Here is a 14,841-nt window from a genome sequence, read left to right on the forward strand (position 1 = left end):
GTGGGCTATATGATTAAAATTTATTATTAGCGAAGCTAGTAAGATCGCGGAGGCATTCCGCCCGCCAGCGGCATACATTGTTTTAATATATAGGGAGTTTGTCCCTGACCCTACTCAAGCTGCTGTCGTACGGGCAAAAAAGCTTATTGCCCGTAGGAGATGAAGTTTATCTACGTTTCTTTTTCTTGCTCGGAGTACTTAGTTTTTTGAGCAAGTCATCCACTTTCTGAGTTTCAGTAGCAGGAGCCTTCAGCTTCAATTGCTGCAAGAAATCAATTTTAAGCTCATTGTTCGCAGTAGAGTTTACGACTAGCGTAAGTGCAGCACGCGTTGCGAGGATCGCAATTTTCGAGTCTTTATCTTGGCAGGCTTGCAGCAGTAGTTTTCCGGCATCAAGGCTTGTCATGGAGCCCAATGATTTGACGCAAGCACTACGTAAATCAATATTCTCGTTTTTTAGATAGGGAGCTAAGAGTGCTAGAGTTTTGCTATTATCGCATTGACCTAAAGCCGTAATGAGTGAGGCCTCACTCTGCTTGAGAGCGAGTCTTTTTTGCACAAGGGCAATATTATTATCATCGAGTTTTAGATCAGTCGCCAAGGCATTGATCAAATAACGTTGCTCGCTTCTAGAGGCTGTTTTAATGAGGTCGAGAATTTGATTTGTATCATCCTGGACAACGTTTTTTAATTCTTTAATAGCACTAATACGGAGTTTTTTATCTTTCGATGCAATAGCGTCAAAAAAGAAGACTGCACTTGCGGTATCGCGGCGCTCACTAAAAATAGTGATTAAGTCGACCTTACTGGCATCACTTGGGGCCAGCTTCCAGGCATCGTGTAAGTTTTTTGATATGGAGATATTTAAGCTTACAATGGTCGAGATCAAGGTTTTATTTTTTGGAGAGGCAAATAATCTGTTCAAGAGCGGACGTATCATTTGTTCAGCAGGTAACTTTGAGACAAGGGCTAAAGCTTGCTTCTGGAGAAAGCTGTCTTGAGAGTTAAGTGACTGAGCAATAAGAGGACTGAGTTCCGTACTCGTCGGATAGCGCTTATAGATGAGGTACAATAAAGCGGCGTTCGGAGAATCTTGGAAGCGCTTCAGTAAAGCGTCTTTTTGAAGACTTTGATCTTGACTGACTAAGAGCAGGTTAGCGGCGCCATAAGCACGACGGATACTGGGCTTATTGAGATCAGAGAGCAGTACGCTTTCTTGCTTTTGACCAAGGTCCAAGAGCACGCTCTGTGCCTGAAGATAAAAAGCGACTTCGTCTGGTTTGATTATTTGCATGACTTTCTTTGTTAAAATAACCCCTTTAGAAGCTGAGATATTTTGCGCGAGAAGCAAAGTTAACTTGAGGTTACGTGAACGCAAATACCCCTTCTCAGCAATACTGCCAAGCAGTTTCCCTGCACTGGCTTCATGACCACAGTTCGCTAAAGCTTCAAAACTACTTTGCTGTGTTTTGGGGTTCGCTGAAAGCTTCATGATCAGCGCTAAAGTTTTTTGATCCTGAATTTTGAGATTGGAACAAAGTTTAATGAGATGAACAACGGTTTCTGCAGTAGCTTTGGGAAGTGCGGCAATCGCAACAGCAGAAACTTGTTTATGATTGTCAGCGCTCAAATCAGAAAGAGTCGCTAAAGCAGTGGAGGCCTTGCCAACAACTTCTTTATCCTTTAACAAAGCAGCAAGCTGCGGAATATTTTTTTGCTGGCCGCAAATCTGCAGTGCTGTCAGCATATAATTTCTTAACTGAGTAGAGTTTTTAGCATCGAGGCCAAGAGCTATAGCCTGATAATGTGCTGCTTGCTCAGCAGCGTTTAACTTATCGAAATTATAAGAACGCATATTAAAGCTTGTTTGAGCTTTGACATCGTACATGTTTTTGCTGAGGTCTTGATACAGTTCTTGACTCGACTGAGCGATCGTAAGTGTACTTGTTATAAACAAGCTAATAAATAAAAGTTTTTTCATCTGCTTATACCTTTAAATTAAGTTCCATGGCGCACGCATGGGCTGGTGAATGTATCTATTGGCGGCATCATCCTTGATAAAAACTTCTTTAATCGGATCATAGTGAAGAGTTCGATTAAGGCGAAGTCCGATTTTGGAGAGATTTACAAGCGTACAGGAACGATGTCCATTCACTTCATTGAGGGGGAACTTTTGACGATTTTTGACGTTTACATGGAAATCACTATTGAGATCTACTGGATCAGGAATCGCCGCAAGCTTACGATGGAAATCGGGGATATCTGACTGAAAACCACGATCGATTTTGCCTTTAGATCCTTGGATGTAGGGATCGTTTTTGAGTGAGCCATCACCATCAAGAACAATTTTACAGCCATCCGCATAAGTTAACGTGACTCGTTTCCAGGGGCCAACAGCATCAGGGTGTTGATCATCGGTCATGACTTCAACTTTGATAGGACTTGTTTTATCTTTACCGAGGAAGTGTTGAACGGGATCTAAATAATGCATTGCCATATCACCAAGGCCACCACCATCATAATCCCAGTAGCCACGAAAGTTAGGGCTTGTGCGGTCATGGGTAAAAGGTTTTAAAGGAGCAGGACCTAACCACATATCATAATCAGTATGGCCTGGTATCTCTTGTGCTTCTTGTAGAGGCTTGCCTTTCCAGTTATGTTTCCATGCAAAGCCCTGACCACTGCCGACCGTTACTGTGAGCGGCCAGCCAAGCATGCCGCTATCAACAGCTTTTTTGACTTGTTTGACAGGTGCGCCCATGCCATAAAAATTACCGGTCATTCGGAACCAAGTATTGATGCGCAGAATGGTGCCATTGCGACGGCAGGCATCAACTAAGCGTTGTCCTTCGCCAATAGTTCTTGTCATGGGTTTTTCGCACCAGACATCTTTACCCGCTTCTGCAGCTAAGATGGCCATAGTGCCATGCCAGTGGGGAGGAGTTACAACCGAGATGATATCAATATCGGGACGCGCGAGCATATCTCTGAAATCAGCATAGCCATCGACGTGTTGCTTTTTGGCTTTAAATTTATTAATGCCTGCATTTAAGGAACCTTGTTTGACATCGGATAAGGCGAGGACTCGTGATCCTCGATACCTCATATGGCCATTTCCCATGCCACCACAGCCAATGATACCGCGGGTAAGTTCGTTACTTGGAGCGGTGTAACCCTCTCCGCCGAGTAGGCGACGGGGAACGATTTGAAAAACACTAGCAGCTGTAGCCGCACTTAAGAGTTTACGACGGTTGAATTTCATTTTTTCACCTCTTTGCCATGAATTTGTATTTCAATATAGTGGTTGGCTTTGTCGCCTGATGAACCCTTGGAGTAAAAACGGACATGCTGTCCTTTTACACCTTTGGCATCAATAGTTTTGCCATAGAATTCTTCGATGTAGTTTTTGTCAGTGCCTTTGCCTAAACCAGAGGAGTTATCGTGGTCATTATTAAAAATAGTGGTGACACCCTCAAGGAAATCGGGATCATCGGATACTTGAATAATGATGTCGTAATAAACGCGTGCTTCGGCATGGTAATGCCAGAGCTGTATAGCGTAGAGTTGGGCGATTTCTTCTAAGTCAATTTGAACCCATTGCAGTCCAGATTTTAATTGCACGTACTCATTGCCATCGGCGTCACCATCGACAATCATATCGAGGTCACCTTCACTAGGATCTTCGTCTGAGGCAGTTACATACTTTTCTTCCGCTAAATTGCTGCAGCCCTTGGGGATCATAAAAGGTGCAGGCGCACTGCCTTTAGCGCGTGATTTTTCTAGATTCTTTTGGCCTTTGGGGATTTCCGTGCCCTTCACGAGAGGCTCGGGGTATTCAATTTTTAATTTAACTTTATCGACTTTCTCAGGGGCAGCATTAAGAGCGAGGGTCGAGATCATGGCAAGTAATAAGAGGTGTGTATTTTTCATGATAATTCCTGAGGGATTAGTGATTTGTAAGTATTATTGAGTGAGGTCTTTTATATAGATCTCACGTAAGCTAACACCTGCTCCGTGCCCAGCAAAACACAGATGTCCTTTTGGTCGTTGAAAAGTAGCTTTTTTATAATCTTTTAAATTGGCTTCTAAAATCACGGTGCCATTGAGGATAACTTTAACTTCTGTGCCAATAATACTGACTTCTTGTGAGTTCCATTCGCCTAAAGGCTTTAGGAAGCCGCGTTTAGCAGCCTTTTGGCCATAAAGAGAACCGTGGTACTGGTAGGGTTTGAGTTTCGCATATTTTTTAGAACTGTTATCGAGGATCTGAAGTTCAAAATTGGCGTAAGCGGGGATACCTTTCAAAGGGGCTCTTAAAGCTAAGCCATTATTAGCGGCGGCCTCCAGTTTAAATTCAAAGCGTAGTATATAATCACTGTACTGCTTGGTCGTATAGAGATTACCTGGAGCTGCTTGGGTAACAATGGCTCCATTTTTGATAAGGTGACCAAAATTTTCATCCTGAACTATTTTTTGATAGCGTTTATGAGGATGTTTTAAAATTGTCCAACCATCAAAGTTTTCGCCGTTGAAGATTTTAGTAAAGCCATCATCAGTCGTAGAGGCGCTTGATGAACAAGTGAATAGGACTGTGAGAAAAGTAAGTGTGAGACAATTAATTAATTTCATGATGGCTACCTTTGTTTGAGTCTAGAGTTCGCGAATGGAGATATTTTTGAACCAAACGGGATCGCCATGGCACTGAAGTTCGATTTGTTCCATGACTGGAATCGGCTTACCTTTTTCCCAGAGATTCTCGAGAGGAGCATCATTCACAATAAGTTTAGAATTGAGCCAGATAGTGACACGATCACCGATCATGCGAATGAAAAAGTGATTCCATTCACCAGCGGGCTTATCCGCCACAACTAGAGGCCATCTGCCAAGTTTTTTGTTATTCCAAAGACCACCAGAGCCTTTGTCTGAACCATGTTTATGAGCTTTAACGTCGGCAGGATCCCAAATTTGTACTTGTGGTAAGCCACGTAGATAAAGACCTGAATCACTATTTGGGGCAATTTTCCATGAACAATGAAACTCAAAATTTCCGTATTTTTTAGCTGTAACGAGGCTGTGGCCGCCTTTTCCACCATCAAAGAAGAGAACGCCGTCTTGAAGGTGCCAATGCTGATTCATAGACTCGTCTGCTTTAGCCTGAAGTGCTTTTAATTTCTCTGGAGCCAGGCCTCTGCGCTTGTGGGGTTTATCGAAAGGACGTTCGAGCAAACCTTTCCAGTTAGTAAAAGACTTGCCATCGAAAAGAGCCGTGAAAGCTTCTGGTGCGATATTATCTTCTTTAGCGAGCGTGAAAGAATTATCTAATTCTGCGACTTTTACATTGCGAATAGCAACGCCAGGACCATGTCCAGCAAAACAGATATGACCACTAGCACGATTGCGACCAAGAGCGTATTTACCGGCATCGCCTTCGGAGATATCGGTATCGAGAATGACTTGATTATTGAGGGTGACGATCAGGTGATTGCCCTGCAGACGAATCTCTTGCTGGTTCCATTCACCTAAAGCTTTTTCTGCACCTTTTTTGGCTGCAGCAATACCATAGGCGGAACCATGAAATTGATAATCTTTCAGTTTAGCATATTTGGGAGCGGTATTATCTAGGATTTGAATCTCTACTGTTGAGTAAGCGGGATCGTGACGCTTAATGGTTCTGTCTTGTGGGTGGGGGGCACGAATACCAACTCCGTTATTGGCTCCAGCTTCGAGTTTGAATTCAAATTGGAAAACATAGTCTTGATAAGCTTTCTTGGTGTAAATATTACCACCTCTATTTTGAATCACTAAGGTATCATCAACAACTTTATAACCAGGAAAATTACCAATCCAGTTTTGCTCGAGATCAGCGCCTTTTTCAAAGAGCGTGGTGAATTTTAGGTCTTGATTATTTGTGCTCGCATAGGAAGTGCTGATAAGAATAAAGAGTAATGCACTGCAGGTTTTTAATAAATTCATTGTTGTCGTCCTTTAATTAGAGTTGAATTGTGAGACCCGTTTTAAAGGCTTCGTCAGCCGCTAAAACGATTTTGAGGGAGTTGATAGCATCTTGCATGTGATCAGTAAGATCGGTATTATTTTGAATGGCTTCGAGGAAGTACTTTTGTTCACGTTTGCAAAGGCCATCGTGATCGGGTTCATCTTCGGTAGAAATCCATTCGTCTGGTTTAGTAAATTCGTTATTGGAATCAATCTCCGCATGATGAAGGCGGATTTGCTCAGTTTTTGTATGGGCATCGACATTGTCGGATTGATCTTCACTAGAGGCATTTTGGGCAGTAATAGTAGCACTACCTTTTGGTCCCCAAACATCTTTAATAAAAAAGGCCTTGGTAGAGGCCATGGGGCCCCAACCAGCTTCGTACCAACCCACTGAGCCGTCATCGAAACTTACCTGTAGCTGACCATAATTGTACATGCCAGGATTGAGCTCTTCACTCAAACGTGCACCAATGGCACTGACGCGAATCGGTTTTGCTTTGGTCATTTGGCACATGACGTCAATATAATGAACCCCACAATCCACGATGGGAGACATAGAATTCATCAGGTTTTTATGTGTATCCCACATTTTGCCATGTGACTGTTGATTGAGGTTCATGCGCATGACGAGTGGTTTACCGAGATCTTGAGCGAGATCGATAAATTTAATCCACGAAGGGTGGTGGCGTAAAATGTAACCCACAACAAGTTTCTTATTGGCTTTAGTGGCGGCGGCAACTACGCGTTCGCAACCTTCAACAGTGGGGGCAACAGGCTTTTCAAGAAATACGTGAGCGCCGGCTTCAAAAGCTTCGACCGCATAAGCTTCGTGGGTATCGGGGTAAGTCGAGATACAGACCGCATCAGCTTTGGTTTCTTTGAGTGCGAGTGAGTAATCGCTAAAGAGTGGATAGCCTCCACCGAGTTCTTTATTGAGAGTTTCTTTGCTATCGCCACGTGAGACGATGCCACAGATTTCAAAGCCATCTAATTGGTGGTAGGCGAGAGCATGGGAACGGCCCATATTACCACAGCCGACAACAAGTATTTTAATATTTGACATAAGGATTACCTAAGATTAATGAGTGAGTTCAGCTTGTGGATCATCCGCATTTTGCGGTTCTTTGAAAAAGAGAGTGAAGAAAATCAGTACGATCAGAGCCATGACTGCAGGGATGCCCCAAATCATTTTCCAGTTAAGAGCTTTTAAATTGCTCATTGCCAAATCACCTTGTTGCTTACTTAGAGTAGCGATTTCTTTTTCGATATTTTCTAATTCAGCTCCTTGTAATGTAGAAGTAGATTCCGTCAGGGATTTTATTTCAATGGCCAATTCTTGTATCATTTTACCATTTTCAGCGACAACTGGAGGAGTATATTTCGCTTCGACTTTACTAGCTACTTGAGCGCCGATAAACATTCCTACGCCAAGAGTTAAAAGTACTAATAAGCCTTGAGCTTGCCCCTTTAATTTTTCAGGTGCGACTCTGTCTGTATAAATTTGTCCAGTAACAAAAAAGAAATCATAACAAATACCGTGAATAATAATACCTACAATAATCATCCAGGAAATTTGCTGTGGTGTACCAATAGCAAATAAAGCGTAACGAATAACCCAGCAAAGCATTCCGAGGAATAACATCTTTTTAATTCCTAGACGGGCAAAAAATAGCGGCATTACAAGCATGAAAAGCACTTCTGACATTTGACCGTAAGACATAGTTTGGCCAATGGGGAGGCCCACAAGTTGAACGATACGACTAGTCATTTGATAGTAAAAAGCAAGTGGGATACAAATGAGAATTGAGCTGATCATGAAGATAAGGTAGGAGCGATCTTTTAAAAGAGCGAGCGCGTTGAGTCCGAGTAGTTCTCCTGCAGTGATTTTTTTATCAGATTTAACTGGTGGAGTATTGGGGAGCATAAAACTGAAAACACCGAGTATAGCAGCCGCCGAAGCTGAGATTTTAAACATATTTATGCTGTTATCAAAAGCGAACCAGCTCAATGAAAGGCCTGCGACAATCCAACCTGCTGTTCCAAAAACACGAACAATAGGAAACTGCTTTTCCGAATTGGTCATATTTTTCATGGCAATTGTATTGGTGAGTGCGAGAGTTGGGTAAAAACTCAACATGTGTCCGAAGAAAAACCAGTTAATAGTCGTTGCAGAGGCATTTCCGTCCATATATCCGGTAGCTAAGAACATAAATGTTGCCCCAAGTAGGTGCATGACACCCATGACGATTTGAGCTGGGAAAAACCGATCGGCAATCATTCCTACAAATAAGGGAGTGATCATTCCTGCAATCGGGCCTACTGAATAAGTCCAACCAAAATCTTCAGCGCCAAAACCAATTGTCACCAAAAAATTTGGTGCTGTAACGTACCAAGCTCCCCAAATAAAGAATTGCAAAAACATCATTATTGAGAGTTTGGTAATGATAGACTTATTTTGTGGATCAGGGCTCACAAGGATCTCCAGGATAAATTATATTTTCCTTAAGATATAGGATAATTGCCTAGATTGTCAAATCAAAATTGTATTATTTTGCATATTTATAAAAACATTAAGCTTATTTAATTGTGTTAATCTATTTAAAAAGAAGCCTATTAAGACATTTGGGTAGAGCTTTAAAAGCATCAGGTTTAAGCCGGTTAAGTTTTCTAATGGGTCTTTTTTACTAAGCCTTCATCAGCTTGATTCCAAAGGCGGTAAGGGTCATCAAAATCACGCATATGCATGAGTAAAGCTTGCTCCATTTCAGCTAATTTACGAGAGTATAGAGGGTTTTTCGCAAGGTTGATTTGTGTTGGCTTGGGAGTATTTCCAGTTAAACTAATGATTGGCTGCTGGTGGTGATCGAGAAGAAGTTCATCGGGATTTTCTTTTAAGTTAAAAAGTTGTGTTTTTCGAACTGTGCCATCTAAGGTATCGTATTTAATTAATTTCCAATCTCCTTTTTTTACACAACGCATGCCGGGCTTGGTACCACCGGCATAAACGCCATATAAGGAATCTCGAACAGTTTCTTTCTTTCCTATGAGCACATCTTTAAAGGACAGGCCTTCATTAGTTTTTGGAATCGGGACATTTGCCAAGTCACATAGAGTGCTCAAGACATCGAGTAAATATATATTGCCTTTAACGCGCTTTCCTGCGGGGATGCCAGGGCCTTTCACGATAAAAGGCACGCGAAAAGTATGTTCATAGAGGTTTTGTTTTCCTTGTAGACCGTGGCGTCCAATAGCGATGCCATGATCTGAGGTATAAATGATGTAAGTATTGTCGAGTTCGCCCATGGCTTCAAGCTTTTCGAGTACGCGTCCAATTTGGATGTCTATATTTTCGCTACAGGCATATTCACGACCAAGTTCATTGCGAATGGTAGCTTCATCACGACGTTCCCAGATGCCGGGTGCGTGTACTTCGTCACGGAGACCTGGATGGCCATGGGGGAAGGGATGTCGAGCTAAGTAATTGCTCTGTAATTTAGGCGTAGGGATTTCGGGATTAAGTTGTGGTGGATGATCTTTACTTAGTTGATTAGTAGCCCCATATTTACGGAGTAGCTCAGGCTTACCTTCGCGATTATCATGCGGGTGAGAAAAGCCATAATAGATCAAGAAAGGATCTTGGTCCTTAGTTTTCTCCCTTTGATTTAAGTAATTTAAAACTTGCTGCCCATGCCAGGCACTGCCAGTTAAATCAGTAGCGCCACGTTTGGTGGCATCATGGCGGACGGTAAACTTTTCATTAGCTTGAGGATAGCTATTACCATTCTTACAGGTTCGCATGGTATCGTAGCCGGCCTTATTAAAGACTGCGGCCATGGTGAAGTTTGCTAAATCAGAAGGGCACATGGCATCTTTTTCTGCTTGGCTTGAATTAGGGGCTAATTTTTTAATACTGCCATGAGGAAGATGCCAAACGGTGCGACCAGACATAATCATGTGACGAGAAGGATTACAGACGGCACCTTGATTTGAGCCCATGTGATGAGCCGCATCAAAGACGACGCCTTCTTTTGCGAGTTTGTCTAAAGCGGGAGTATCGAGTGGTGATTTTGGATCATAAATTTTTAAATCAAAAGGAGATTGATCATCGGCTAAAATGAAAAGTATATTGGGACGATCTGTTGCATGAATGAAGCTACTTAAACTAAGTATAAAAAATATGGTGAATTTTATTTTCATAAAAACCTTTTATTTAAAGATGATTGCATAGAGTTGAGAGAAGGCTCGATTGGAGCGCTTAATTATTGTGTGAGTAAGTGTGCATGGTTTATTTCAGTGGCTTCTAGGATATTCATTTTTTTGTCAAAGTCAGTCCAGAAACGGACCTTACTTAGCTGTAGACTTAGCTGCTTAGCTTTTAATTTATGCTCTTGATAATACCATGGATTCGTCCAGAAAATGAGTTCCAGTGATTTTATATTTTCTTCTTGGATATGGATACCCAAGAGCTGATCACTATCAATACGGTATGTTTTTTGATCCTTCTTCAATTCAAAATGAGCATAGCGTTTTTGATCATGTTGATCGATTATGAGTAGGCGTAGAGAGCCAATATTTTTCTGGCTAGCTTGAAGGACATCAATATCTATTTCCAGTGCTTTTAAGCCTCGTAGGTTTACTTTGGGGAGTTTAAAGTTAATGGCAATGGGCTGATCGTTAGCTTGAGTATCAACATTGATTTGGGGCGTCTTATTAATATTTTTTGCGCTAACTTGGATAAAAGGTTTAGCCCGAAAATTTATTTGATTAAGAGGTATTTCGATATTATCGCCTTTCTCTTGGAGAAGAATAGGCTGATCTTGAGTTGAGTCACGCTTAGCCCACAAGTCGAGCAGGCTAGGGTCTTCTTTCATATAAGGACTGACTAAGTCTAAACCTTTTTGTACGAGTGGATCAGCTGCGTATATATTTCTAACGAGGCCTTGATGAAGATAATTGGAGATGGCTAAAAATAACATGCCTTGATCCAGTGATAAGTAGTGATCATCCCACTGTTTTTTCTTCATGTCGTAGGCATCACGTAAGCCCCAATTTTTATTTTCATAACCTTTAGGGCCTTGTGTGCCACCGGTATCGACTAAGCCCCGTAGTGCAGAAATCGCATGTTTTGGGTAATGTTCAATCATGAGTGCAATCGCATGAGGAGTAATCACATTTTCTGAGAGATGACCACCTTCAGTATAGCCACTACCAGGCATATATGAGTTTGACCAACCCCAAAATGGGTAGCCGCGTTTTTTTGAAAATCGAATTTGCTGCCAAGCTAAATTGCCTGAAGATTCTCCGATTTCAGTAGTGATCTCAGGTAAAAAAATACTATCCATGGCCATCATGAAAAGGCCGCCCATACCATAGCCAGTTAAGATATTGCCGTAAGCCGTGCGCTTGAGGTTTTTCTCCATTTTCGGCCATATATTTGCGGGGGCCGCATCGTTTGCAATCATGAGAAATGCAGCGGATCGAGTATCGGCAGCTAGCCATAAAGAACCCCATCCGGTGACGGTGTCATTATCAAAGTCATAACCCCAGCTCACTTGGCCAGTATCCTTATTATAGAGACGATGCCATTCTATCGCCCCAATAAACGTATCAATCCGTGTTTGAAGTTGTGGCCACACTTGGCGAACCATAATGAGCCCTACGACAAGTTTATTGAAATCTGATATGGCGACAATACCGTGAGCTTTACGCGACTTTAATTGTACATCAATGATATGTGGCATAAAGCCATGCATACGATCAAAACTTTCGAGCGAAGTCAGTATTTTTTCGGCGCGTGCATAAGCGTGTTGATCTGAGCTGAGTCCGGTTTTTGTGGCGACACAGAGCGAGGCCAGATAAAGGCCGATATTAGTGGTGTTGGTATGCCCTCCTGGGGATTGTGTGTCTTGAGGAAAGCCGGTAGTCTCATCAATCATAGCATCGAGGCAGTGCCAAGTATCAGTAGCAAGTTGAGTTAAAAATTCATTGTCCGCAGAATTTTGTCCTTTGATCGAAACGGAAAGGATGAGTATTAAAAAAAGAAGTGTGTGTTTCATGTTTTTCTCATTATTGATTTTACCAATGGTACGTCGAGCTGAGTTCTTTTTTTGACAAGAGTGAGATATATATCTAAAATTTTATTGGTTTGACAAAAGAGTGTATTGGTTTTAGGGTTTTGAAAATAAGCAAGGAAATTTTATGGGCCAGGAATCACTTCATACGCGTCATACTTTACTGCAGAAAATTTGTGATCGTCACGATGATAAAGCCTGGGAAGATTTTGTTTATTATTACGAAAAATATATCTATCTCATCTGCCGTCGAACTAATTTGAATCATCTTGAAGCGCAAGAACTTGTACAACAGGTCATGGTGAAATTGTGGACGAAACTCCCCGAGTTTAAACTGGATGTAAACAAGCGTTTCCGCAGCTGGTTATGCCAGGTGACTAGAAACACGGTGATGGATCATTTTCGGGTCATACAACGTCGTGAAAAAAGGCTTGAAAAGGCTTATGATAGTGAGCACTGGGCCTATTACCGAGAAGATAGTTTGCCAGAATTTGAGGCTCTTGCCGAAAAGGAATGGGAAAATTACTTAGTAAATATGGCTTTACAGAATTTGAAGAATAAAGTTTCTGAAAAAATGTTTAATGTTTTTCTAGAGTTACAAAAGGGGAAACTTCACAAGCAGATTTGCGAAGAAATGGAGATGCCACTCAACTCTGTCTATGTTTATCAAAAGCGGATGATGGCTAAAATCAAAGAAGAAGTGAGTCGTTTAAGCCAGGAATTAAGCTAGCATTTTATTTGGAAATGAAGTGCAAGTGCAGTAAGCTCTATTTAAATTCAATGATTAAATGAGGGAAGTCTGCGTAATTTAAATAGTTGTAAGCGCCCTTTGAGATAGTGACTTTTTTAAGCTTGGGCAGGTATAAGATATCGTGAAATAAGTCGATATTGGTGTTTTCTAAATTGATTTCTCTTGCCCTGATATACTTAAACTCACTAGAGTGAAGGATATTGGTGTTGTTGAGATTGAGCTTATTAATTTCAAGGCCATTTAAAGCAATCAGATAACGGGTTTTTTGAGTTTTTGAAAGATCGATATTTAACTTACTACCATCGTAATTAATTGATATTTCACTTTCATTAATGAGTCTATTGGAGCGCTTAATCAGCCTTTTTAAGATAATTTTTTTGAGTTCATTAGAATCTGAGTTTTGAATAAAATAAAGGCAGAGCATTTGCTCAAGCTCAATATAATTCAGGTCGTCGGTGAGCTCAAATAGACTTTTTTCATTGAGAGCAGAGCTATCTTTAAATTTCTCGAGAGTTTTAAAAAAGTGACTCGTATAGGGCTGCAAGTTTTCCAGTTTTATATAGTCATAGGCTTTTTTGTATTCTTGCCTAATAAAATAGAGTTCCGCAAGTAGCACTTTTGCGGGAGTATAATTTTTATCTCGTTTAATTGTAAGCAAAATTTGTTCATGGGATTTATTAAATTCACCAGTTCTCATCAGGCTTAGGGCTTTTTCATAAAGCGCTGGAGCGGCTTCAATACTGGCCATGGAAGCGACTATTTTCTCCTGTTTATAAAGCCTTAAAGCCTCTATGGCTTTTTCTTCATTTTTCATGGCGAGTAGAGCATTGGATTCGGCGAGTATTTTTTGCTCGAGGGCATTCCCTTCACTGAGCTTGAGTTGGTAAATGAAAATGAGGCATATAAATAGAAACGAGAGTGAAAGGCTAGTCAAAACTTTATGCCGTTTGAAGAGTAAGCTTGTGAGTATCAAAAAGCTGGCATTTTCAGCTCCCGTGGCAAAGCCCTCGCGCCATTTCAGGATTTCACGGCGAAGTTCTTTCACAGACTCGTAACGTAGCGCTTTATTTTTGTTGAGTGCTTTCATGGCAACAGCAGCAAGACTGGGAGGAATTCTGAATTGTGGATTGCGGACTTCGCTAAGTTCAGTTACGGGCTCATTGAGGGTTTGTTGGAGACATTCATTGACATCGTCATGAGCGTGAGGTGGATGAAAAGAGAGTAGGAAATAAAGAATGCCACCGAGAGCATAAATATCACTTTGAAAATCCTTGTTGCCGAGGCTGGAATCAATTTGTTCGGGAGCGAGGTAACCGGGAGAGCCTTTGATAAAACCATCTAGGGTGACGTCGTTGATAATGTTGGGATCGAGTGAAGAAGGATCCTGCTCGTGCTCATCGTCGTCAGTGAGTATTTTTGCTATGCCCCAATCGCAGACCAGAACTTCACCGTATTTACCCATGCGAATATTGGCAGGTTTAATGTCGAGGTGAATGATATTTTTTGAATGGGCGTATTCAATAGCATCACAAATTTTAAGAAAAATATCAATCGCTTGCTGAAGAGAAAAATCTTCTGGATGTTTTTTCATGAGCTGTTCTAGATTCTCCCCTTCCACGAGTTTCATCGTAAAAAAAGGTTTTCGCTCTTCATTAAGCCCGGCATCATAGACGGGAATGATATTGGGATGTTCGAGAGAAGAGGTCAGGAAAATTTCGCTAAAAAACCTTTCAGATAATTCGGGATCATCGGTGTTGATGAGTTCGGCTAAAGCAATCTGCCGGGAAGTCATATTATCGAGTACACTACTGATTTTTTTGGAACCACCACAATCAATGCTTTGGTTATTCTCATAGCGCTGTGTGCAGGAGTGTATACTTTCTAAGATCGGACAAAGTTGATCTGAAGAATTGTCATTTTTAATGAAATCATCTACTTCGATTAAGTCCTGATAAAATTCTTCATTACTAATTTTTTTTGGCATATACTTAAGCTCAATAGAGTTTATTATCTAAATCAAGT

The 14,841-nt window shown here is 41.3% G+C and carries 11 protein-coding genes; 1 reads left to right on the forward strand and 10 read right to left on the reverse strand.

From position 1 onward, the window contains the following. Positions 1 to 166 precede the first annotated feature (166 nt). The 9 genes from PQO03_RS12220 to PQO03_RS12260 all read right to left on the reverse strand — a co-directional run bounded on the left by PQO03_RS12220 (position 167) and on the right by PQO03_RS12260 (position 12,053). Entirely contained in the window at positions 167 to 1,981 is a 1,815-nt protein-coding gene (locus PQO03_RS12220; protein ID WP_274153474.1) for a HEAT repeat domain-containing protein, read from the reverse strand. A 12-nt stretch (positions 1,982 to 1,993) separates the two neighbouring features. Then, positions 1,994 to 3,262, reverse strand: coding sequence for a Gfo/Idh/MocA family oxidoreductase (locus PQO03_RS12225; RefSeq protein WP_274153475.1), 1,269 nt, complete (start codon positions 3,260 to 3,262; stop codon positions 1,994 to 1,996). Then, entirely contained in the window at positions 3,259 to 3,930 is a 672-nt protein-coding gene (locus PQO03_RS12230) for a discoidin/SUN/FTP domain-containing protein (protein ID WP_274153476.1), read from the reverse strand. Before PQO03_RS12230 ends, PQO03_RS12225 begins: the two co-directional genes overlap by 4 nt. Before the next feature lie 33 nt (positions 3,931 to 3,963). Beyond that, a complete protein-coding gene (locus PQO03_RS12235) occupies positions 3,964 to 4,629 on the reverse strand; it encodes a 3-keto-disaccharide hydrolase (RefSeq protein ID WP_274153477.1) in 666 nt (221 codons plus the stop codon). 21 nt (positions 4,630 to 4,650) lie between these two features. Beyond that, the gene (locus PQO03_RS12240; RefSeq protein WP_274153478.1) at positions 4,651 to 5,973 is read right to left on the reverse strand and encodes a 3-keto-disaccharide hydrolase; all 1,323 of its coding nucleotides are present in this window, start codon (positions 5,971 to 5,973) and stop codon (positions 4,651 to 4,653) included. A gap of 16 nt (positions 5,974 to 5,989) precedes the next feature. After that, positions 5,990 to 7,060, reverse strand: coding sequence for a Gfo/Idh/MocA family protein (locus tag PQO03_RS12245; protein WP_274153479.1), 1,071 nt, complete (start codon positions 7,058 to 7,060; stop codon positions 5,990 to 5,992). A gap of 15 nt (positions 7,061 to 7,075) precedes the next feature. Further along, positions 7,076 to 8,470, reverse strand: coding sequence for an MFS transporter (locus tag PQO03_RS12250; RefSeq protein ID WP_274153480.1), 1,395 nt, complete (start codon positions 8,468 to 8,470; stop codon positions 7,076 to 7,078). A gap of 194 nt (positions 8,471 to 8,664) precedes the next feature. Further along, on the reverse strand, positions 8,665 to 10,194 hold the full coding sequence (locus tag PQO03_RS12255) for a sulfatase family protein (RefSeq protein WP_274153481.1): 1,530 nt from the start codon (positions 10,192 to 10,194) through the stop codon (positions 8,665 to 8,667). 62 nt (positions 10,195 to 10,256) lie between these two features. Next, positions 10,257 to 12,053 (reverse strand): glucoamylase family protein, encoded by a 1,797-nt coding sequence (locus PQO03_RS12260; protein ID WP_274153482.1) that lies wholly within the window; start codon positions 12,051 to 12,053, stop codon positions 10,257 to 10,259. A gap of 142 nt (positions 12,054 to 12,195) precedes the next feature. Between PQO03_RS12260 and PQO03_RS12265 the strand changes: the two genes are divergently transcribed. Next, on the forward strand, positions 12,196 to 12,798 hold the full coding sequence (locus tag PQO03_RS12265; RefSeq protein ID WP_274153483.1) for an RNA polymerase sigma factor: 603 nt from the start codon (positions 12,196 to 12,198) through the stop codon (positions 12,796 to 12,798). Positions 12,799 to 12,835: 37 nt separating this feature from the next. On the opposite strand, the gene PQO03_RS12270 is transcribed toward PQO03_RS12265, so the two are convergent. Next, on the reverse strand, positions 12,836 to 14,803 hold the full coding sequence (locus PQO03_RS12270; protein ID WP_274153484.1) for a serine/threonine-protein kinase: 1,968 nt from the start codon (positions 14,801 to 14,803) through the stop codon (positions 12,836 to 12,838). Positions 14,804 to 14,841 lie beyond the last annotated feature (38 nt).

It is taken from the genome of Lentisphaera profundi (assembly GCF_028728065.1).
Lineage (GTDB): Bacteria > Verrucomicrobiota > Lentisphaeria > Lentisphaerales > Lentisphaeraceae > Lentisphaera > Lentisphaera profundi.